18 protein-coding genes are annotated in these 21009 nt (G+C 59.1%); all 18 read left to right on the top strand.

Going from position 1 to position 21009, the window contains the following annotated elements; genetic code table 11:
• Positions 1-2679, top strand: a 2679-nt coding sequence (locus K0B87_05570; GenBank protein ID MBW6514208.1) for a S8 family serine peptidase, incomplete at its 5' end; no start/stop codon positions are given.
• A 454-nt stretch (positions 2680-3133) separates the two neighbouring features.
• Complete coding sequence (locus K0B87_05565) at positions 3134-5545, top strand: hypothetical protein (protein ID MBW6514207.1); 2412 nt, start codon at positions 3134-3136, stop codon at positions 5543-5545.
• 162 nt (positions 5546-5707) lie between these two features.
• The gene (gene rpmB, locus K0B87_05560) at positions 5708-5905 is read left to right on the top strand and encodes a 50S ribosomal protein L28 (protein MBW6514206.1); all 198 of its coding nucleotides are present in this window, start codon (positions 5708-5710) and stop codon (positions 5903-5905) included.
• Between the two features lie 174 nt (positions 5906-6079).
• Positions 6080-7066 (top strand): MoxR family ATPase, encoded by a 987-nt coding sequence (locus tag K0B87_05555; GenBank protein MBW6514205.1) that lies wholly within the window; start codon positions 6080-6082, stop codon positions 7064-7066.
• Positions 7067-7078: 12 nt separating this feature from the next.
• Positions 7079-7975 (top strand): DUF58 domain-containing protein, encoded by an 897-nt coding sequence (locus K0B87_05550; protein MBW6514204.1) that lies wholly within the window; start codon positions 7079-7081, stop codon positions 7973-7975.
• A complete protein-coding gene (locus tag K0B87_05545) occupies positions 7972-8895 on the top strand; it encodes a hypothetical protein (protein MBW6514203.1) in 924 nt (307 codons plus the stop codon). The genes K0B87_05550 and K0B87_05545 overlap by 4 nt, the downstream gene beginning before the upstream one ends.
• 265 nt (positions 8896-9160) lie before the next feature.
• Positions 9161-9886: a VWA domain-containing protein gene (locus K0B87_05540; protein MBW6514202.1), complete on the top strand. Its 726-nt coding sequence runs from the start codon at positions 9161-9163 to the stop codon at positions 9884-9886.
• A gap of 1 nt (position 9887) precedes the next feature.
• Positions 9888-10862, top strand: coding sequence for a VWA domain-containing protein (locus K0B87_05535; GenBank protein MBW6514201.1), 975 nt, complete (start codon positions 9888-9890; stop codon positions 10860-10862).
• A complete protein-coding gene (locus K0B87_05530; GenBank protein ID MBW6514200.1) occupies positions 10859-11503 on the top strand; it encodes a tetratricopeptide repeat protein in 645 nt (214 codons plus the stop codon). Before K0B87_05535 ends, K0B87_05530 begins: the two co-directional genes overlap by 4 nt.
• Positions 11494-13332, top strand: a complete 1839-nt coding sequence (locus K0B87_05525; protein MBW6514199.1) for a BatD family protein — start codon at positions 11494-11496, stop codon at positions 13330-13332. Before K0B87_05530 ends, K0B87_05525 begins: the two co-directional genes overlap by 10 nt.
• The gene (locus K0B87_05520) at positions 13329-14093 is read left to right on the top strand and encodes a hypothetical protein (GenBank protein ID MBW6514198.1); all 765 of its coding nucleotides are present in this window, start codon (positions 13329-13331) and stop codon (positions 14091-14093) included. Before K0B87_05525 ends, K0B87_05520 begins: the two co-directional genes overlap by 4 nt.
• 4 nt (positions 14094-14097) lie before the next feature.
• Positions 14098-15054 carry a D-glycerate dehydrogenase gene (locus tag K0B87_05515; protein MBW6514197.1) on the top strand — a complete coding sequence of 319 codons (957 nt, stop codon included), beginning with the start codon at positions 14098-14100 and terminating at the stop codon, positions 15052-15054.
• 728 nt (positions 15055-15782) lie between these two features.
• Positions 15783-16046 (top strand): phosphoribosylformylglycinamidine synthase subunit PurS, encoded by a 264-nt coding sequence (purS, locus tag K0B87_05510; GenBank protein MBW6514196.1) that lies wholly within the window; start codon positions 15783-15785, stop codon positions 16044-16046.
• Positions 16043-16738 (top strand): phosphoribosylformylglycinamidine synthase subunit PurQ, encoded by a 696-nt coding sequence (gene purQ / locus K0B87_05505; protein MBW6514195.1) that lies wholly within the window; start codon positions 16043-16045, stop codon positions 16736-16738. Before purS ends, purQ begins: the two co-directional genes overlap by 4 nt.
• Positions 16701-17411, top strand: coding sequence for a ComF family protein (locus K0B87_05500; protein ID MBW6514194.1), 711 nt, complete (start codon positions 16701-16703; stop codon positions 17409-17411). The genes purQ and K0B87_05500 overlap by 38 nt, the downstream gene beginning before the upstream one ends.
• A gap of 2 nt (positions 17412-17413) precedes the next feature.
• Positions 17414-17815, top strand: a complete 402-nt coding sequence (locus K0B87_05495) for a hypothetical protein (GenBank protein ID MBW6514193.1) — start codon at positions 17414-17416, stop codon at positions 17813-17815.
• Positions 17816-17826: 11 nt separating this feature from the next.
• Positions 17827-19689 carry a glutamate mutase L gene (locus K0B87_05490; GenBank protein MBW6514192.1) on the top strand — a complete coding sequence of 621 codons (1863 nt, stop codon included), beginning with the start codon at positions 17827-17829 and terminating at the stop codon, positions 19687-19689.
• A gap of 9 nt (positions 19690-19698) precedes the next feature.
• Entirely contained in the window at positions 19699-20829 is a 1131-nt protein-coding gene (locus K0B87_05485) for a hypothetical protein (GenBank protein MBW6514191.1), read from the top strand.
• The last annotated feature ends 180 nt before the right edge of the window (positions 20830-21009 follow it).

The raw sequence follows: 21009 nt of genomic DNA, 5'->3' as shown, positions 1-21009 counted from the left end.
CCGGTCAAGGTGATGAACAACAGCGGCCAGATGACCTTCACTTCCATCACCAACGGCATCACCCACGCCGCGGACAACGGAGCCCACGTGATCAGCATGAGCATCGGGGCTGAAAGCGGCGCGGACGAGGGCGACAACCCCGCCTGCGACACAGCTCTCTACTATGCCCAAAACGCCGGCTGCGTCATCTTTGCCGCCACCGCCAATTCCAACGCCGCCGCGATCGCCTATCCTTCCAACCACACCGTTGTGATCAGCGTAGGCGCGGCCAGCCCCACGGGCCAAAGGAAAAGCCCGACCTCCTCGGACGGCCAGAACTGGTGGGGCTCAAACTACGGCGTGAACATCCAGGACGACCCCAAGGCAGTGGACATCATGGCCGCAACAATCCTGCCCGCCACTACGACGAACGGCTCCTACAGCACCAATTTCAACGGAACTTCCTGCGCCACGCCATACGCCGCGGGGGTCGCGGGCCTCATCCTTTCCAAGGATCCCGGACTGACCCCGGACCAGGTGCGCGACGCCATCGTCAATTCCGCCACGGACATGACCATCGACGGCGGAGCAGGCTGGGACCGCTACACCGGCTATGGCATGATCAACGCCGATGGAGCCCTGGCCCTCATCGCCCCCGGAATGCCGAACTGCGTGATCACCTCGCCCCAAAACAATTCCGCCCACAACCTCGGCAGCGTCATCAGCGTCAACGTCACTTCCAGCGACACCGACGGCACCATCGCCCACGTCGCTTTCTACGTCGACGATCCTGGGGTTGCCCTGCATATCGATTACGACGCCCCCTACACCTGGAACTGGAACACGTCCGGCTTTGCCTCCGGCCCGCACACCATCATCGCCATGAGCACCGACAACGACGGCAACGTCCGCGAGGCCAGCGTTTCCGTGATGCTCCTGCTCCCCGCCCATGAAGGCTTCGAATCAGGCCTCTTCGACATCTATCCCTGGTCCAACCTCAGCGGTTCGCCCTGGACCATCCAGGATTCCGAATATTATTCCGGCACCCGCGCCGCCAAGGCCGGAACCATCACCCACCTGCAGGATACCACGCTCAGCCTCTATCTGAACGTCACCGAGCCCGGCAGCGTCAGCTTTTTCCACAAGGTCTCCAGCGAGGCCAATTACGACTATCTCCGCTTCTTCATCGACGGAGTCCAGCAGGGGCAATGGTCCGGAAATGTGGACTGGACCATGCAGAGCTATCCCGTCGCCGTGGGCCCCCGCACCTTCACCTGGACCTACGTCAAGGACCAGGGCGTGGATTCCGGCAGCGACACGGCCTGGCTCGACCACATCATTTTTCCGCCCCACAACGCGCCGCCTTTCGCGCCTTCGGACCTCGACGCCACCGTCATGTCGCCCACCCGCGTGCTGCTGGCCTGGAGCGACAATTCGGACGATGAGACCGAATTTTACATCGAAAAGCTCAGCGGCGGATTCTGGACCCTGGTGGATTGGGCTTTGGCAGACGTGACCAGCGCCGTGATCTCCGGCCTGAACCCCCAAACCAACTACAGTTTCCGCGTGCGGGCCTACAACGCCAACGGAAACAGCGCCTACAGCAACGTTGCCAGCGTCATGACCCTCGGCCCGGACAGCCCGGACAACGTTTTCGCTTCCGCCGACGGAAACCAGGTCAACCTGGCCTGGAGCGCTCCTCTGGCCGGCTGCGACGGCTATCAGGTCTGGCGTTTCGCCCTGGTCAACGGCGAACCCGTCAATGGAGTTTTGCTCACTGCAACAGGAATCACCAGCACCAGCTTTGCCGATCCGGATTGGCATCTGCAGGAGGTCGGCGACTATCTCTGGCAGGTCGTCGCGTTCGGCACTTCCGGAAACTCCGCGCCCTCGCTCTCCAATTCTCTCCACAAGGTGCAAAACGGCGTGATCATGGGCTCGGTCACCAACCTCAGCGGAGTCCCGATCCCGGACGCCGTCATCTCCTGCGGCACCCTGGCCGTTTCCGCCAACGCCTATGGCGTCTACGTGATGTCCGTTTTGCCGGGAATCTATATCCTCAACGCCAGCCACGCCGATTATGAGGCGGTTTCCCAGGAGAACGTGGAAGTGGCTTCCGATCAGCAGTTCATCGCCGATTTTCAACTGCCTCTCTTTACCGTGGCGACCCCCACCTTTGCCCCCGAACCCGGCATCTATACAGGGGCCGTGGACGTTGTCCTGGCCTGCGCCACCGACGGCGCTGAGATCCGCTACACTCTGGACGGCAGCGATCCTGACGCGAGCTCCGCGCTCTATACCGAACCCATCCACCTCACCGCGGACACCACGATCCGGGTCCGCGCCTGCCTGCTGAACTGCGCCCCCAGCGAGATCGCAGAAGGGGTCTACCAGATCGCCGTCTCCGCCGATGACCCCCTGGCCCCGGCTGTGCCAGGCATCCAGAGCGTGTATCCCAATCCCTTCAGCGCAAGCCTCAATATCCGGCTTTACCTCAAGGAAGGACTCCAGCCCTTCACCCTCGCGGTCTACAACCTGAGGGGGGAACTGGTGCACCGCCAGACCGAAAGCCGCAAGGGCGGGCTCACCCTCACCTGGGATGGGCGCGACGCCAAAGGCCGCAGGCTGGCCACCGGGATCTATCTGCTCCGCCTGGAAGGAAACGGGCTGGCCCAAACCCGAAAGATCGTGCTCAAATAGGCCCTATCCGCGATACTCCAGGTATCACCCCGACCCGCCACAGCGCTTATCGCTGGCCGCGTAACGCATAACGCGTAACGCGCAGCGTATCGCCCTTTCCCGCCAAAACGCCAAAACTCCATGCCGCCACCTCGCAATGGGCTGGCGCGACTGGGAGTGTGTATTTATTGCCACAAATTAGTTCGGATATTTGCATTATTTAACTTGACAGGATTTGCCGGCATATATTTATATCAATCATAAGTATAAACCCCTGCAGAGAATGTTGTTCTGCGAATATGGGGAGGATGTAATGGTCAGACTGGCAACAAGGCGGAGAGTTGGTGCAAGCGCGCTTCCAGGTGCGGACACATGTAAGCCCGCCATCGGTTCATGCCCTACCCGGTCCTGCCAGGCAGGTCAGCGGAGGCATTCCGCAGCATTAGAGTCTATGACATGCCCAATAGGAGGAATCATGCGACGCACCATCCTGGTAATCAGTGTGCTATTTGTTCTCTTGGCAGCGCTCCCGGCCCAGCCGGTGGATGTTTTCAAAGTCAAACCCCCGATCACTTTGCAGCCGATAACTCCTGGCCGGGTGAAATATCAGGAGTCGTTCGCTCTTGGCGACGTCCGGCTTTCCAAGGAGCAGGACTATCTGGTGGTGAAAATGGACGGCCTGCAGGATACTGAATTGGTGGGCGCTCCACGGCTTCCGGTGAAGTATGTGAATCTGATCATCCCGCCGGGCACCGATGTCGACCAGATCAGGATCAAGACGATAGATAAAACCTTCAAAATGCCCCGGGAGTTCTATAGCAAACTGGATAAAAAGAGAAAGAAGCCTCTGTGGGTGCTGCCCTGCCAGCCACCAGAATATCCCAGCATAGATTGGGTGCGCGGGCCCTTCGTAAAGCCGGACAGGACTTATTACTCCATGAAAGTTTTTCCGGAAAGGACGGCCGAGGTGGTGAACCATGGCTATTTCGACGGCAATGCCAGGATCGTGACCCTTGCACTCTATCCGTTGAGCTATGAGCCCCAGAAACATAAGCTGACCCTGCACACCACGATCTGGGTCGGCCTGACCTTCAGTCAGTCCAAACAAACACCCCTGTATCCGGCCAGGCGGTCGATCGTCCTGCAGCAAAAATACGACACTCTGCTCAGATCGATAGTGGCGAACCAGAATCCCACCGAGATCCAGAGCTACTACAATCCGCCCAAAGACCTCTACGAGCCGACGGGCGTTTCTCCGATCCCCGTTCCGGATGAGACCGGGATCGAGGAAGAACAGCCCAGAAAATTGTATTACTCGCCACCGACGGCCATCACGCCGGATCCCAAGGTGGCCGAATACATGATCGTGGCGCCGGAGGATCTGCTCCCCCACTTGGAACATTTCATCAAGTGGAAAAGGAACAAAGGGCTGAACGTACGGACGGTTTCTTTGGAGTGGCTGTGGTCAAACTACAGCCAGGGAGACCAGGTGGTTTATGGCGGCCAGGGCATTCCCGATCTGGCTGGCTCGGTGCGGCAGTATCTTTTCGACCAATACATGCTGAATGGGCTGGTCTACGCGCTGCTGGTCGGCGACGGGGAGAATTTCCCCATCCGCTACGGCTGCGGCAGGGTGGACCCTCTTCCGCCCGCCAGCGGGGGGCCATACAACAGCCCTTGGAGGATCCCGACAGAGATGTATTTTTCCGATTTCAACGGGAACTGGAACGTTGATAACGATGTTTTTCTGGGCGAGCCCTACAGCACAACCTTGAGCGGAGACAATCCTGACTATCTGCCCGAGATCTTTGTGGGCCGGCTGCTCATCGAGCCACTGAGCAAGGGGGGGGGATCCAGGTTGGCGGATTGGACGGAAAAACTGATATCCTATGAAAGCAATCCCGGCCATGGAGACAGGTCATACCTGACCAAAGCTCTTTTCACCAGGTCCGATATCTGCTCCGATTTCGTTTCGATCGACAGCCAATTGCAATTACTATTGCAACATGAGTTCATGGTGAGCTTGTTGGCGGAAGACTATCCGGAGGGGCCCCTGGCCAGTCCCACGGGCAGTGAGGTCGTGACGGAGATGAACAAAGGATACGGCCTGGTCTCCTTCAACAACCATGGGGCTTGGAACTGCGTAGCGGTGGCAACGACTGGCGAAAACACCTATCCCAAGCACTGGGTCTTCAGCCTGGACGAGCAGGGGTCGGGCGCTGAAGTGTTTGAGGACGGCAACGGATTGGACAACCTGGATAAAAAGGCCGGCTATAGCATCAACTTTTCCACCTCCTGCGATATCGGCGCTTATGATTGGGAATACAAGGGCGGAGTGAGCATGGTCAGGACCTTTACTTCCGGCCTGAATGGCAAGGGCGGGCCCGTCATGATCTGCAACACGAGGTATGGCACCAGCGCCACGTCGAACATGCTGCTGGGCTTCAACCAGTTCCTCCTGGGCGCAACAAGTTCGGGCCAGCCGGCCGTGAACAATGTCGGAATGGCTTTGGCCGGGGGCAAGGCCATGTTACTCGCCAACAAATATGAGAACTATTCCCTCAACCTCTTCGGCGATCCGGAAATGCCGGTCTGGACACTCTTTCCGCGGGAACTCACCCTGATCTACGACCATCCGAACCAGACGGTGCAGGTGCTTAACCGCGCGGGTCAGCCAGTCTCCAAGGTCCGGGTCCATTTCATGAGAACGGACGGGTCTCGCTCGGAGCTGCGGTACACCCAACCAGATACCGGGGTGGCCAAATGCAGTTTCGACTTCGACCTGGTCTGCGCCACCCTGGAAAATCACACCCCGGTCCTGCAACAAGTGATCATTGGCGATGAGGGTCTGTACCGAGGGGTGGATATCGATCCTGTGCAGCACTGATCGTTCGGCCAGCCCAGGCCTGTACTGAGAAAACGCGGGGCGGTCCGCAAGGCGTCAAAACCATCCCGGAACGGGCGTTTCGGAGCGGGGCGTAAATATTCCTTGTCAAAATGGGTGCCGCCATTTTTTTGGTCTCAAAGAAGAAAATCTGGAAGGTGAAAGATGTCAAGAATATGTGATATATGCGGAAAGCAAGCCCAGGTCGGCAATCATCGCAGCCACGCGCTGAATGCCACCAAACGCCGTTTTTATCCCAATTTGCAGGTGGTGAAAGCGATCATCGGCGGCGGCGTTAAGAAAGTGAAGGTTTGTTCATCCTGCCTGAAGGCGAACAAGGTTCGCAAGGCAGTGTCTGAATAATCCGGCGCAAGCATCAAGTTATGCTGTTTGAATAGATAATGCAATTTGACAGAGAATCGGGAATACGGTTTTGGCCCTATTCCCGATTTTCATATCCAGCCATCGACAGGCGGGAAACCAGGCCTTGCCGCGGGCGCGACTTGCCCCGGATTTAATTTTGACTTAGGAGAATCCATGGATATTGACAAGATCAACAGCAAAGCGGAGAAAAGCTCGAAAGCGCTGGATTCCCTGCGCGAGGAGATCGGCAAGGTGATCGTGGGGCAGGAAGGCATCATCAAGCGTCTCCTGATCGGCATGCTGGCCAACGGCCACGTCCTCATCGAAGGCGTTCCCGGGCTGGCCAAGACCCTGATCATCAGCACCCTCTCCAAAGCTTTCGACGCCAGCTACAAGCGCATCCAGTTCACTCCCGACCTCCTTCCCGCGGATATCACCGGCACGCTGATCTACAACCAGAAGACAGGCGAATTCACGCCCAAACAGGGCCCGATCTTTGCCAATTTCATTTTGGCCGACGAGATCAACCGGGCGCCCTCCAAAGTGCAATCCGCCCTTCTGGAAGCCATGCAGGAGAGGCAGGTGACCATCGGCGACACCACCTATCCTTTGCCCAAGCCCTTTTTCGTCATGGCCACCCAAAATCCGATCGAACACGAGGGCACCTATCCGCTGCCCGAGGCCCAGATCGACCGCTTCCTGATGAAGCTGAAGATCAAGTATCCCAGCTTTGACGAGGAACGGCTGATCCTGGAGCGCATGGTTACGGAGAGCGAGCTGAATGTGAAGCAGGTCCTCAAGCCCGAGGCATTGGAGAAAATGCGCGGAGTGATCGGGGAAATGTATATGGAAGAGCGGCTCAAGGACTACATCCTCCACCTCATCCAAGCCACCCGCCATCCCCAGCGCTATCCTCGCGTCTCATCCCTGAACGGTTTGATCCAATACGGCGCTTCACCCCGGGCGACGATCTTCCTGGCCCGAGCCGCCAAAGCGCACGCCTTCCTCGAGCACCGCGGCTACGTGATCCCGGACGACATCAAGGCGATCGGCAAAGACGTTTTGCGCCACCGGATCATCCTTTCCTACGAGGCCGAGGCGGAACAGGTGAGCACGGAAGAGATCATCACCCGCATCTTCGAAGAAATAGAAGTTCCGTAAAAGGAGCAGGCCATGCCATCCCGCACTCCGGCGGAGATCCTTGCCCGGATCGAAAAGATCGAGATCCGCACCAAAAATATCGTCAGCGAGATCTTCAGCGGCGCCTACCACTCCAGCTTCAAAGGCCAGGGGCTGGAGTTTGCCGAGGTGCGTGAATACCAGAGCGGGGATAGTTACCGGGATATCGACTGGAATGTTTCCGCCCGCCTGGGCATGCCCTATATCAAGAAGTTCCAGGAGACCAGGGAGCTGAACGTCTTTTTCATCGTGGATGTCTCGGCCTCCCAAAAGTTCGGCACGGCCCAGGCGCTGAAAAAGGAACGCCTGGCCGAGATCATCGCCCTGCTTTCCTTTTCCGCCCTCTCGAACAACGACAAGGTGGGCCTGATCATGTTTTCCGGGGAGCTGGAGAAATACCTGCCCGCCCGCAAGGGGCGCAACAAGGCGCTGGAAATCCTGCGCGACGTGCTCTACCTGGAGCCCAAAGATCCCCGGACCTCGCTGGGCGGGGCTTTCACCTTTGCCAGCCTGATCCTCAAAAAGCGCTCGGTGATCTTTGTCCTTTCCGATTGGCTGGACCAGGATTTCCGCAAGCCCCTGCAGCTATTGGCCCAGAAGCACGACGTGATCGCGGTGCAGGTGCTGGACGACGCCGAGCTCAACCTTCCCAGTGCCGGGGTACTCAATCTCTTTGATCCGGAAACGGGGGAGACCCTTTTTCTCAACAGCTCCAATCCCCGGATCAGGTCCGCTTACGCCGCCTTGGTGAAGAAACGGCAGGAGGATCTGGCCGCGGAGCTCAAGCAGCTCAGGGTGGACCACATTCTCATCCGCAACCGCGATTCCCATGTGGACGTATTGCGCGATTTCTTCGAGCGCAGGAAGCGCCGCCTGAGGGCACGGGGATGAGGAAAACTTCGCTGCTGCTGGCCTTGCTGCTGCCTTTTCTGCTGCTTTCCGCGGTGGAACTCAGGCAGGAGCTTCTCAACTCCGACGACCTCAGCGTGGGGGACAGGTTCCAGTTCAATGTCAGTGCTGATGTTTCCTTAAGTAGCGTTGTCGTGCCCGATACGATCAGCAATTTCCATGTCGTGGGCGTCAGGAGGGTGGAGGCTGGGAACGGGCCGGCCTGGCTGCAACTGGAGATCGCTCCCCTGTTGCCTGGCTCGCATAGCTTCCCCAGCCTGGAAGTGATACCCGATCAGCCGGACGGAAGCAGGCATTTCACCGACCGCTTCCGCCTCAGCATCATTCCGGTCCGGGCTGCCGGGGACACGCTGCTGGTGGATATCAAGCCCGTGGGAAAATACCCCGGCCAACTTCCGCTATGGGCTTACGCTTTGTTGCTCCTGCTTTTGGGAGTCTTAGCCTGGCTGTATTTCCGCAGGCGCAAAGCCCGGCCGGAAGCTCAGACCGTAGCGCGGCCAAAAGATGCTTTAACAACCGCCATCCCTGATCCCGCCTGGAAAGCCGCCCTGAAAAAACTGGATGAATTGCTCAGCTTGGATTTACCGACCCAGGGCGAGCACATTGCCCACCACTACCAGCTGGCGCTCATCCTGCGGGAGTTTCTGGAACGCAAATACCGCTTTGCCGCTCTGGAGATGACTTCTTCCGAGATCAGATGGGTCACCGAGCGCATCTGGGTGGAAAAAAGCGCCGAGGTGCTCGATTTCCTGTCGTATTGCGACAGGGTCAAATTCGCCAGATACATACCCAGCCGGGAAGAAGCAGACCTCGCGGCAGTCTGGCTGAGAGGCTGGCTGCAGGCCTTCGAGGTTTTGGAAGCCGAGGCCAAACTCGCTGCCGGGGGAGGGATTCGTGCTTAGGTTCGAGCAACCGCTCTGGCTGCTGGCCCTGCTCATCGTTCCGCTGCTGCTCTGGTTTCAGTTGGTGTGGCAGAAAAAACAGCGGCTGCGGCTTCCCTTCACCCGCCTGGCTTTGCTCAAAAGCATAGCTGGAGGCGGCAGTTTCTGGAGCTATCTCTTTCCCCTGCTGCGCGGCCTGGCCATCCTGGCCCTGGTTCTTGCCCTCGCCCAGCCAAGGTGGGGAAAGGGCAGCCGGGACATCAGCAAAAAGGGGGTGGACATAGTGTTGGCCATCGATATCAGCGGATCGATGCTGGCGATGGACTTCGCTCCCCAAAACCGGCTCGGGGCGGCCGTGTCTGTGGCCAAGGATTTTGTGCGGAAAAGGCCCAACGACCGTTTCGGCCTGGTCGCCTTTTCCGAATACGCGCTCACCCAGAGTCCGCTCACCTTCGACCACAACGCCATGCTGAGGCAGCTCGAAAGGCTGGAGGTGAACCAGGAGGCGTCGTTCACGGCGATCGGCCTTGGCCTGGCCAAAGCGGTGGCGCGGCTCAAGGACAGTTCCGCCAAAAGCAGGATCGTCATCCTGATCACCGACGGAGTGAGCAACACCGGTGAGATCGATCCCGTCAGCGCGGCCAGGATGGCCCGTGAATTCGGGATCAAGGTCTATCCGATCGGGGTGGGCAGCAACGCCTATGTGGATTATCCGATGATCGATCCCCGCTTCGGCTCCTTTTACGGGAAGGTATTCGTGGAACTGGACATGGAGACCCTGGACAGGGTCGCGGAGATCACGGGCACCGAAAAAGCCGCCCTGGCCAGCGACAGGGAACAGCTGCAGGCGATCATGGCCAAGATCGACACCCTGGAAAAGTCCGATTACAGCGCCCAGATCCGCTATGTCTGGGCGGAGCAGTTCATGGCCCTGCTCTGGGCCGCCTTCATCCTGATCCTGGCGGAACTCTTGCTGCGCCTGCTGTTCCTGCCGGTATTGCCGGAGAGCTGAGATGAACCTTTATCATCCCTGGCATCTCTTGCTGCTGGTCGTCATCCTGCCCCTGGTCCTGATGCTGGCCCGGCTGAACAGAAAACGGATCCAGCGCTTTTCCCGCTTTGCCGAGCCCCAGTTCATGCAGGATTATCTGAGTGGCCATTCGCCCTTCTACCAAGGCTTGAAAAGCGGACTCCTGATCCTGGCTCTGGCCTTTGTCGTTTTTGCTTTGCTGCGTCCGCAGTGGGACTTCGTGGAAAGGGATTACGAATCGCAGGGCCTGGACATCCTGATCTGCCTGGACCTTTCCAAAAGCATGGATGCCGAAGACATGGCCCCCTCGCGCTTACAGCGGGCAAAACTGCAGACGAGCTCCTTCATTGGCAAACTCCGGGGCGACAGGGTTGGGATCATCGCCTTTGCCGGCGCCGCCACTCTGGAATGCCCGCTCACGGACGATTATGAGAGCGCCTCGCTGGTCCTGAACAGCTTGAGCACCGATACCGTCGTCCAGTTCGGAACGGATATCGGGGCCGCCCTGAGCCTTGCGGAAAGAGGGTTTCAGGCCTCCGGCGGCAGCAACATCCTGCTGCTTATCACCGACGGCGAGGACCTGGAAAACGCCGCGATCGCCCAGGCAAAGCGTTTGGGAGCCGCGGGGATCAGGATCTACGCCATGGGCGTGGGCACTGAAGAGGGTATCTGGATCGAGGACCCGGCCACGGGCAGAAAAGCCTTCAGCAAGCTCAACTCGCAGATGCTCAGAGAGATAGCTGCAGCGGGGAATGGCCAGTATTACAACATCACGCCCGGCCAGAGCGAACTGGACGCGATCCTGCAAAACATCTACAGAACTGAAAAAGGCAGGGAAAGCAGCAGGAACGTCAGCCTGCTCAAGGACCAGTTTCCGATCCCGGCCACTCTCGCTTTGCTGGTCCTGGTTTTGGAAGCCCTCATCCTGCCCCTGCGCAAGAGAAGGAGACAGGCATGAAGCCGGGCAACAAATCTTTACCGCGCAAGATCATCCTCATCCTGGGGCTCCTGATCATCCTCTTCTTCCTCGGCGAACTGGTCTTCCGGCCGCGGGTCATCCGGCACGGCATTGCCTCGGGCCACTATTCCCTGCGGCGCTATTCCGCCTCCGAAAGGATCTGGAGCAAGCTTTCCGCTGCTGGGGATAAAGACCACATTCCCGAAAACAGCCTGGGCAAGGTTTGGTATCGTCGCGGGGATTTCAGCGAGGCGGAAAGCCACTTTGCGGACGCGGTGGAAGAAAACGGCCAGAACCCCGGCGCGCGCTACGACCTGGGCAACGCCCTCTATCGCGCCGACCGGCTCGACGCAGCCCTGGCCGAGTATAAGGCCGCCATGCTCCTCGATCCCGAAGACCAGGACGCCAAAGCCAACTATGAGCTGGTGCTCAACCGCCAGGGCTATGAACCTCCGCCCCCGCCCCAAAATGAAGACGGGAGCGACAAGGAAGAAAAAGACCAGGAGCAGGAGAGCGCGGACCAGGAAAACAAACAGGAGCAATATCGCAATCTCCTGGACGCCCTGGATCAGAAGGAAGCCCTGGACCGCATGGCCCGCCGGAAAAGCAGGGAAACCGAGAAAGGGGGGAAATGGTGGTAAGAAAGTTCTGGCTGATCCTGTTTCTGCTGCTGGCCGCCGGGCTCCAGGCCCAGTCCGTGAAAGTTTCCAGTTCTGTGCAGAAAAGCGTCATCTCCATGTCCGAGCAACTCCAACTGAAGCTGGAGATCAGCAGCGACAAGTATCTGCGCCTTTCCGCCCCCACGGCTCCCCATGTCCCGGGGCTCGCCTACCGCAACATGCTCAGTTCATCCTCCAGCCAGGTTTCCATCGTCAACCGGGCCAGCACCCGCCTGCATAAATTTGTCTACACCTACTATTACAGCCCCCAACGCACTGGCACTTTCACCCTGCCAGGATTCAAGGTCAGCATCGACAAGAGGGACTACAGCACCCAGCCGATCACGATCGAGGTGGTCGACGCGGCCTACATCCCGCCCCAGCAATACAACCAGGACCCCTATTTCGATCCCTATGTGGGCGATTATTTCAGCCGCAACCGCAACACCGGAATTTCCCTGCTCCTTTGCCTCCCGGAGCGTCAGAGCGTCTATCTCGGCGAGCCGGCCATCGTTGCCTATTATCTGTACACAAATCAGATGGTCGAGTCTTTCTACACAGAGACGGAGCGGGATTACGAGGGCTATGGGAAGTCCTCTTTCGAGCAGCCCAAAAACCTCGCCTATGAGGAGGTCATCTACAACGGCGAACGCTTCCAGCGCGCCCTGATCAAGAAAACAGCCCTCTATCCCCAGGTCGCGGGAAGGCTGCAGGCGCCTACGCTCTCCGGCAAGGTCCAGTTCACCGGGATCTACAGCTTTCTGAACAAAACGGTGGGTTCCTCCAATGCCTGGATCGACGTCAAACCCCTGCCAGCCGGAAAACCAGCCGGATTCACTGGCGCCGTGGGGGATTTTGAGATCAGCCAGTCCTATTCCGCGGACAAGGTTTCCCTCGGCGAAGCCCTCACCAGCACGGTCAGGATCAACGGCAGGGGCAATTTCAGCCAGTTCACCGCCGCGCCCCATCCCCAGATCGAAAACTTCCAGATCTCCGAGCCCACTCTTCAGGACAGGCTTTCCAGCGCGGTCGAGGGCACCCGCAACATCATATTCACCATCCTGCCCCAGTCGACCGGGGACCATGCCATACCGGGCTACACCTTCAGTTGGTTTGACACCTCGTCTGGCGCCTATCGCACTTTCACGGGTCCCGGGCATGACCTGAGCGTCCGCCCCGCCAATGTCCTTTCCTATTTCTCCGAGCTGCTCCAGGGCGACAAGCCCAAAACCCTCAATCCGCTGATTGTCAGGGCCAATTATCCCGATTTCCGGGCTTACGGCTCGCGCCTCTGGTTCTGGCTGGTCCTGGCCGCCTGCGCTTTATCCCTGGCGGTTTCCGGGTTCCTTGCCTATGAACGCAGGCTGAGCAGGCTCGATCCGGCCGCCTATGACCAAAAGACCGCCAGCCGCATCCTGAACAAGTATCTGCGCCAGGCCACCCAGGCCGCGGAAGGTTTTTCCCGGGAATTCCATCCCCTGGCGGAGAACGGGCTGATGAACTTTCTGGCCCGGAAATACGCCGTCTCCAAGAGCCTTTCCACCCCCGAACTGCTGGCGGAGCTGCGCGGCAAGGCCATTCCCGAGGCTCTGGTGCGGCAACTGGAGGAGTTTTTGCTGCTTTGCCAGCAGGCGCGCTACATGCCGGGAGGAGCGGAATCTGCTTCGCTGTCCGATGCGCTTGCCAAACTGAAGCTGCTGGTCCAGGGCTTCAGCCGGCTGAGGAACGGGCATGGCACTGCCGGCAAGCTGAAAACCCTCATCATCCGGGGCAAAAAAGGCTCAGACACAAAGGAGGGCAGGCCGCAATGAAACCTCTTATCCTGGCCTTGGTTTTCTCCGCGTTGGCCTTCAGCCTGGCTGCCCAATCCGGTTCTGAAACCGCGGCTCCAGGGCTGCAAGCCGATTACGGGCAGATCTTGGCCAAGCTCCAGACCCTGGCCGGTTCCGGGGTCCAAAACGCCGATCTCTATTACAATCTGGGCGTCTGCCACTACCATCTGGGGGAGACGGGCAAGGCTGTGCTCTGGTTTCTCCGCGCCCGGAACATCAATTCCGCGCATCGGGCGGCCAAGGACAATCTGGTTTACATCCATTCCCTCGACCCCGCTTCCGCCAGTGACCCGCAGAGGCCCTATCTGCCACAGCTCATGCTCAATGCCTACGACTTTTTCTCCCTCAACCGGCTGGCCGTCATCGTCCTCATCCTGGCCCTGCTCACCACCCTGTGCACGCAGTGGCTGCTGCATTATCCGCCGGAAAAGGAGCATGGGTTGCCGGTTTTGGTGCTCAGCGTCACCGCGATCGTCTTTCTGGTCTTCGCGGGCACGCTTTTCCTCAAGAGCCAGCGCTTCCGCCACAATCCCAAAGCCGTCGTCATGCGTGAAGCAACCGAGGTTTACGATTCGCCAGAGCGCGCCAGGGCCCTGCATTTCCTGAATGAGGGAAACATCGTGGAGATCCGGGAACGCCAGGGTGAGATGTACAGAGTGGTCATCGCTGACGGGACAGGCGGCTGGATCGCCGGCGATCAAATTGAGCGGGTCGTCCCGCCCAGGCAAGAAAAGGAGTGACGAGATGCCCAAACCCAGGATCTATGTGACCCGGATGATCCCCGAGCCGGCCCTGCAAAGGCTGGCGGAGGTGTTCGAGGTTGAAATCAACCGGAAAAACGCCCCGGTGCGCAGAACCCGCCTGCTTGAGGCGGTGAAAGGCGCGGATGCCTTGCTCTGCCTGCTCACCGAAACGATCGACAAAGAGCTGCTGGATTCCGCGCCCAGGCTGAAATGCGTGTCCAACTTCGCCGTGGGCTACAACAACATCGACGTGGGCCACGCCACAGCAAAGGGAATCGCGGTCTGCAACACTCCGGGCGTGCTGACCCAGACCACTGCCGACCTGGCCTGGGCCCTGATCATGAGCTGCGCCAGGCGGATCGTGGAAAGCGACCGCTATCTCCGCGCGGGGAAATTTACCGGCTGGGAACCGATGCTGCTGATGGGAAACGACATCTATGGCAAAACCCTGGGCATCGTTGGAATAGGCAGGATCGGGCGTGCCGTGGCCAAACGGGCCTCGGGTTTCGACATGCAAGTGCTCTGGTTCGATCCCTCCGCGGATGAGGGATCCTTGCCGCCTGAATACCAAAAATCCTCTCTGGAAGAACTCTGCCGAAACTCCGATTTCATCAGCATCCACGCGCCCCTGACCCCCCAGACCAAGCACCTCATCTCGGCTCCTGAACTGGCTTTGATGAAGCCCACGGCCATTCTGGTCAATACCGCCCGTGGCCCGATCGTCGACGAACAGGCCCTGATCAAAGCCTTGCGGGATAACCAGATAGCCGCCGCCGGGCTCGACGTTTTTGAAAACGAACCCGAGGTCCCGGCGGAACTCATCGCCCTGGACAATGTTGTCCTGCTGCCCCATATCGGTTCTGCCAGCGTGGAAACCCGCACCAAAATGGGCCTGCTCGCCGCGGAGAACGCCATCGCCGTCATCCAGGGCAGGGAGCCGCCCGCCCGGGTCAATTAGCTAAGCCCCGCGGGTGCGGAACGATTTAGCCCAGGGTATTAACCCTGGGATACCGTTTATTGTCAGGATAAGCCCCTCCGGGGCGATACAACTTAGCCCAGGGTGGCAACCCTGGGTAAGGAAAGATTGCACACCACCCCAAAACGGATTCCCCACCCCCGCCCTTGTCCGCGGCTCATCAGGAGCCGTGGATAAGGGCGGGGGTGGGGCCTTGACAAATATTTCAATCAACACCTCATAACCCCAGGGTTTCCACCCTGGGCTAAGATATGCCGCCCCTCCGGGGCTTTGACAAACATGGATGGCCTAATTTTGGAATACGGCGGCTAAAGCCGCCGCCTATTGTCCTTCACCCCACCTACGGCGGGGTTTATCCTATCGATAACCGGTATCACCTTGCCCCAGGGTTGCCACCCTGGGCTAAGTTGTATCGCCCCTCCGGGGCTTATTCCAACAATAACCGGTATCCCCTTGCCCCAGGGTGGCAACCCTGGGCTAAGATATGCCGCCCCTCCGGGGCTTTTCCCGCGATCGCCCCTCCGGGCTTTTCCCGCGTTTTTCCGCCTTCCCACGCTTATCCGCTGAATCCTCGTTTTCCTCAAGATCCGCGTTCTCGTTGGGATCCGCGGCGTTGGGCGCGAGGCCGGGCGGGCATCGCAAAAAAACTATTGACTAAAACCTCGCTTTGGCAGATTGTGATATGACGATTAAAAACGAAGGTTAAGCTGATGATTTTGGCCAAGATATTTGTCCGCCTGAAACCCAATGTACTGGATCCGCAAGGAAAAGCCGTGAGCAATTCCCTGCATCAGCTCGGTTATGGCAAGGTGCTGGATACCCGCGTCAGCAAGTATATCGAGATCAGTTTTTCGTCCGCGGACGAGCCAGCCGTGCGGGCCGAGGTGGAAAAGATTTGCAGCGGCCTGTTGGCCAACCCGAACACGGAAACCTATTCCTACACCCTGGAAACCCTGGAGCAGAGCGGATCTTGAGAGTAAGCGTAGTCACTTTCCCCGGTTCCAATTGCGATCACGACGCCCATGAGGCCTTGTCCGCCCGGGGGCATGACAGCCGCTTGGTCTGGCACAAAGATCGTGACCTGCAAAACCCTGATCTGGTGGTGCTTCCGGGTGGTTTTTCCTATGGAGATTATTTGCGCTGCGGTGCCCTGGCGAGGTTTTCTCCGATCGTGGGCGAGGTCTTGCGCTTCGCGGATTCCGGCGGCTTGGTCCTGGGGATCTGCAACGGGTTCCAGATCCTCACCGAATGCGGGCTGTTGCCGGGAACCCTGCTGAGGAACAGCGGCCTGGATTTCATCTGCCAGCATCAGCACATCCGCGTGGAAAATCCAGACACGCCCTTCACTCTGGGCATCCCGGCCGGAACGGCGCTGGACATTCCCATCGCCCATCACGACGGCAACTTTTTCATCGATCCGGACGGCCTGCGCTCTTTGCGGGACAACGCCCAGATCGTCTTCCGCTATTGCGGGCCGGATGGAGAAACCTCACCTCAGGCCAATCCCAACGGCTCGCTGGACAACATTGCCGGGATCTGCAACGCCCGGCGCAACGTTTTGGGCATGATGCCCCATCCGGAACGGGCCGCGACCCAGGCGGTGGCAAGCAATGACGGCAGCAGGATATTTGCAGCTCTCGAAAGACATTTTGGCGCAGGCGGATAAGCTGTTCTTTCCTCCCAACTGCCTGGCCTGCGGCAGCCGCACGGATTCCGCGGAGGAGGCCCTGTGCGCCAATTGCCGCGACCTGCTGCTGCCGATCCGGGAAACATATTGCGGCAAATGCGGCGGCCCATTGCGGGATTACGGGTGCGAAGCCTGCTCGCAGACTGATTTCTGCTTCGATTTCGCCCGCTCGGCCTATGTCTACCAGAGGCCTGCCCAGGAACTGGTGCACGGCCTGAAATACGGCTTCCTGCGTTCTCCGGCGAAATTTTTTACTGACGCCCTGCTCGAAATTCCCGCCCTCGCGCGGTTTGGCGAAGGTTTCGATCTGGTGATGGCGGTTCCGCTGCACCACGTGCGCCAGCGCGAACGGGGCTACAACCAGTCCGAGCTGATCGCCCGCAAGCTGGCCTTGAAACTGGGCCTACCCTATGCCAGGCCGGTCTGCCGGCGCTACAACACCCGCAGCCAGACCAATCTGAGCCGGGAAGCCCGTCTTGGCAACCTCTCCGGCGCCTTTGCCCTGGAGGGGAAAGCCGATGTCAAGGGCAAGCGCGTGATCCTGGTGGATGACGTGTTCACCACCGGGACCACGGCCAATGAGGTCTCCCGGCTGCTCAGGGATAGCGGGGCTGCCAAGATCGCCGTATTGACGGCCACCAGGGCGGTTTGACCATGAACAGATCATACCGCGAGATCAAGAGCACGATCACCGAAGACGAGGCGAACCAGATGATCGAGCGCGTCGCCCGGTTCATCGCGGAACGCCAGCTTGGCGCCGCGGGCATCCTCGTTTTTGAATCGCTGCATCCGCTGCATGGCATAGCCAGCCAGGCGATGTATTTCATCCTGCCTTTCGCGGAGATGATCTTTGATTCCGAGAAATACCAGAATTTTGCCCTGATGATCCAGAACGAGGACCACCTCAAGCGCCTGATCAAGCGCATCGACGAGATCGACGAAGAGATCAACCGCGAGCGCAGGGCCAAGGCCCGCCTCAAGCGCCAGCGCGGGAAAAACAAGCGCAGGGCACTGCTCAGAAAGATATTCAAGAAAGAAGATAAACAAGCTGAATAAGCGGAGGTATGATGCAATACGATGAGAAACGCCTGACCCGAATCGTCGCCACCGATTGCGGTAGCACGACCACCAAGGCAATTTTGATCGAATGGGTGGATGGCGAATACCGCCAAACCATCCGCGGCGAGGCTCCCACAACGGTGGAAGCTCCGCTGAACGACGTAACCAAGGGCGTGATCAACGCCACCCAGGAGCTCGAGGAACTCGCCCGGCTCAAGTATCACAATCCCGATATCAAGTTCATGGAAAACGGAGAATTTGTGATCCCCCGCAAGGGCGACGTGGGAGTCGACGCCTATGTTTCCACCTCCTCGGCCGGCGGCGGCCTGCAGATGATGGTGACCGGCGTGGTGGCTTCCATGACCGGCGAAAGCGCCGAACGCGCCGCACTGGGCGCCGGAGCGATCGTGATGGACCTGATCGCCAGCAACGACAAACGCATGAACCACCAAAAGATCGAGCGCATCCGCGAACTGCGGCCGGACATGATCCTGATGGCCGGCGGCGAAGACGGCGGCACGATCAAGCACGTGGTGGAGATGGCGGAGCTGGTGAGCGGCGCTGATCCCAGGCCGCGCCTGGGTACCGGCTTCAAGCTCCCTGTGATCTATGCCGGCAACAAGGAAGCCCAGGTCCACATCAAGGAATCCCTCGGCGACAAGGTCGACCTGATCATCACGGACAACATCCGCCCCAAGCTGGAGACCGAAAACCTCGGCCCCGCCCGCGACAAGATCCATGACCTGTTCATGGAGCACGTGATGAAGCAGGCCCCCGGCTACAACAAGCTGATGGAATGGTGCCAGGGCCCGGATCATGAGCAGGTGGCGATCATGCCCACCCCCGCGGCCGTGGGCAACATCATGCAGGCCATCGCCAAAGATGAAAAGATCGAAGTGGTGGGCGTGGACATCGGCGGCGCCACGACAGACGTATTCTCGGTCTTCACCGAGGAGCATGTCTTCAACCGCACCGTGAGCGCCAACCTCGGCATGAGCTACAGCATTTCCAACGTCCTGGCTTCCGCCGGGCTGGAAAACATCATGCGCTGGGTGCCGATGGACATCGATGAAAACTATCTGCGCAACATGATCAAGAACAAGATGATCCGGCCGACCACGATCCCCTCGCTTTTGGAGGAACTGGTCCTGGAACAGGCCATCGCCATCGAGGCCCTGCGCCTGGCTTTCGAGCAGCACAAGGAATTTGCCAGCAGCCTCAAGGGAATGCAGCGCCAGCGTGACATTTCCGAGGCTTTCAGCCAATCGACCTCCGGGGCCACGATCGTGAACCTGATGACCCTGGACCTCCTGGTCGGCAGCGGCGGAGTGCTTTCCCATGCCCCGCGCAGGCACCAGACCGTGATGCTGCTCATCAACGCCTTCCTGCCCGAGGGAATCACCCGCCTGGCCGTGGACAGCATCTTCATGATGCCCCATCTGGGAGTCCTTTCCGAGATCAGCACCAAAGCGGCGACCGAGGTTTTCAAGAAAGACTGCATGGTCTATCTGGGCACCTGCGTGGCGCCGGTCGGCAAAGGCAAGATCGGCAAGCCCGCCCTCAGCGCCAAGCTCCAGCTTCCTGACGGCAGCACCTGGGAAGAGGAAATCCCCTATGGCGAAGTGCGCCTGATCCCTTGCGGGGTCGGCGAAGTGGCCAAGGCGAGCCTCAAATCCCTCAGCGGCCTGATCCTCAATCAGAACAAAGACCGCGAACTCAACATCGACCTGCACGGCGGCATCGTCGGCATCGTTCTGGACACCCGCGGCAGAAGGCCCTTCACGCTTCCCACGGAAAAAGCCGCGCGCATCGCCGCGCTCAAGAAGTGGATGCGGGAGTTTAAAGCCTATCCCGAATCGATCTTGCAATAGGAGGAAACAATGGGACAAGCATATTCAGCCGGATTAACCGTAACCGATAGCATAGTGCTCAGAAAAGAACGCCTTTTGCCCCTCAAGGGACAGGTGCTCGTCAAAAAAGGCGACAAGGTGCAGGCCGAGACCGTGGTCGCGGAAACCCTGCTGCCCGGAAAGGTCGTGCCTTTCAACCTGGCCAACAAACTGGGGGTCACTCCCGGCCAGTTGAACAACTTCATCAAGATCGAGGTGGGCCAGCTGATCACCAAGCACACCGTGCTCGCCGAAACAAAAGGCTGGTTTGGGATGGGATTGTTCAAAAACGAGGTCCGCTCCCCGATCGAAGGCGAGGTGGAAAACATCTCCTCCGTCACGGGCCAGATCCTGCTGCGCGAACCGCGCATCCCGGTCCAGGTCAAGGCCTTCATCGATGGCATCGTGACCGACGTGATCGAGGATGAGGGCGTGGTCATCGAAAACAAGAGCGCCTACATCCAGGGGATCTTCGGCATCGGCGGCGAGACCATCGGCGAGATCAAGGTCATGGTCAAAAACCCCGCTGACGAGATCGATCCCCATGCCATAGACGATTCCTGCGCCGGCAAGATCATCGTGACCGGCTCCTTCGTTTCCTATGAGGCGATCGAAGCGGCCCGCAAGCACAAAGTCATCGCCATCATCACCGGCGGCATCGACGACCTCGACCTCAAGAAGCTCCTCGGCCACGACATCGGGGTCGCCATCACCGGCCACGAAAACATCGGCCTGAGCATCGTCTGCACCGAGGGCTTCGGCAAGATCACCATGGCCCGCAAGACCTTCGAGCTGCTCCAGAAATTCGACGGCCACAAGACCTCCATCCACGGCAAAACCCAGATCCGCGCCGGGGTCATGCGCCCGGAGATCATCATCCCCCAGGCGTTCGACGAAAACGAACTGGTGGTCAAGGAAGCGGCAATGCCCATCCTCGAGCCGGGAACCCTGATCCGCGTCATCCGCGAACCCAACTTCGGCAAGATCGCCAAAGTGACCGGCATGCCGGAAGAACTCACCAAAGTGGAATCCGAGACCCTCGTGCGCGTGCTGGAAGCCCAGTTCGAAGACGGAACCTCCATGGTTCTGCCCCGCGCCAACGTCGAAGTGATCGAAACCTGATTTTCTTTTCGCGGGCCGGAGATGGTTTCAAAAGCCTGAACGCCGGCTTGGCAAGCTGTTCGATAGCTTCCCAGGCCTGGGCGATATAGCTAAAACCAATTACAGGGCGGCTTTAAACCGCCCTTTTTCCCTTTTCCCCCTTTTTCCCTTTTTCCCCTTGTTGCCTCACGCAGATTCCGC

The organism is Candidatus Syntrophosphaera sp. (assembly GCA_019429425.1).
Taxonomy (GTDB): Bacteria; Cloacimonadota; Cloacimonadia; order Cloacimonadales; family Cloacimonadaceae; genus Syntrophosphaera.
This window is presented reverse-complemented; position numbering and strand designations above follow the sequence as displayed.

What these genes read in the sequence shown, in the direction of transcription:
- K0B87_05525 (MBW6514199.1), top strand. Translation starts at nt 11,494, where the DNA reads ATGGTGGTAAGAAAGTTCTGGCTGATCCTGTTTCTGCTGCTGGCCGCC.
- purS (MBW6514196.1), top strand. Translation starts at nt 15,783, where the DNA reads ATGATTTTGGCCAAGATATTTGTCCGCCTGAAACCCAATGTACTGGAT.
- K0B87_05555 (MBW6514205.1), top strand. Translation starts at nt 6,080, where the DNA reads ATGGATATTGACAAGATCAACAGCAAAGCGGAGAAAAGCTCGAAAGCG.
- K0B87_05495 (MBW6514193.1), top strand. Translation starts at nt 17,414, where the DNA reads ATGAACAGATCATACCGCGAGATCAAGAGCACGATCACCGAAGACGAG.
- rpmB (MBW6514206.1), top strand. Translation starts at nt 5,708, where the DNA reads ATGTCAAGAATATGTGATATATGCGGAAAGCAAGCCCAGGTCGGCAAT.
- K0B87_05530 (MBW6514200.1), top strand. Translation starts at nt 10,859, where the DNA reads ATGAAGCCGGGCAACAAATCTTTACCGCGCAAGATCATCCTCATCCTG.
- K0B87_05545 (MBW6514203.1), top strand. Translation starts at nt 7,972, where the DNA reads ATGAGGAAAACTTCGCTGCTGCTGGCCTTGCTGCTGCCTTTTCTGCTG.
- K0B87_05490 (MBW6514192.1), top strand. Translation starts at nt 17,827, where the DNA reads ATGCAATACGATGAGAAACGCCTGACCCGAATCGTCGCCACCGATTGC.
- K0B87_05515 (MBW6514197.1), top strand. Translation starts at nt 14,098, where the DNA reads ATGCCCAAACCCAGGATCTATGTGACCCGGATGATCCCCGAGCCGGCC.
- K0B87_05550 (MBW6514204.1), top strand. Translation starts at nt 7,079, where the DNA reads ATGCCATCCCGCACTCCGGCGGAGATCCTTGCCCGGATCGAAAAGATC.
- K0B87_05565 (MBW6514207.1), top strand. Translation starts at nt 3,134, where the DNA reads ATGCGACGCACCATCCTGGTAATCAGTGTGCTATTTGTTCTCTTGGCA.
- K0B87_05535 (MBW6514201.1), top strand. Translation starts at nt 9,888, where the DNA reads ATGAACCTTTATCATCCCTGGCATCTCTTGCTGCTGGTCGTCATCCTG.
- K0B87_05520 (MBW6514198.1), top strand. Translation starts at nt 13,329, where the DNA reads ATGAAACCTCTTATCCTGGCCTTGGTTTTCTCCGCGTTGGCCTTCAGC.
- K0B87_05485 (MBW6514191.1), top strand. Translation starts at nt 19,699, where the DNA reads ATGGGACAAGCATATTCAGCCGGATTAACCGTAACCGATAGCATAGTG.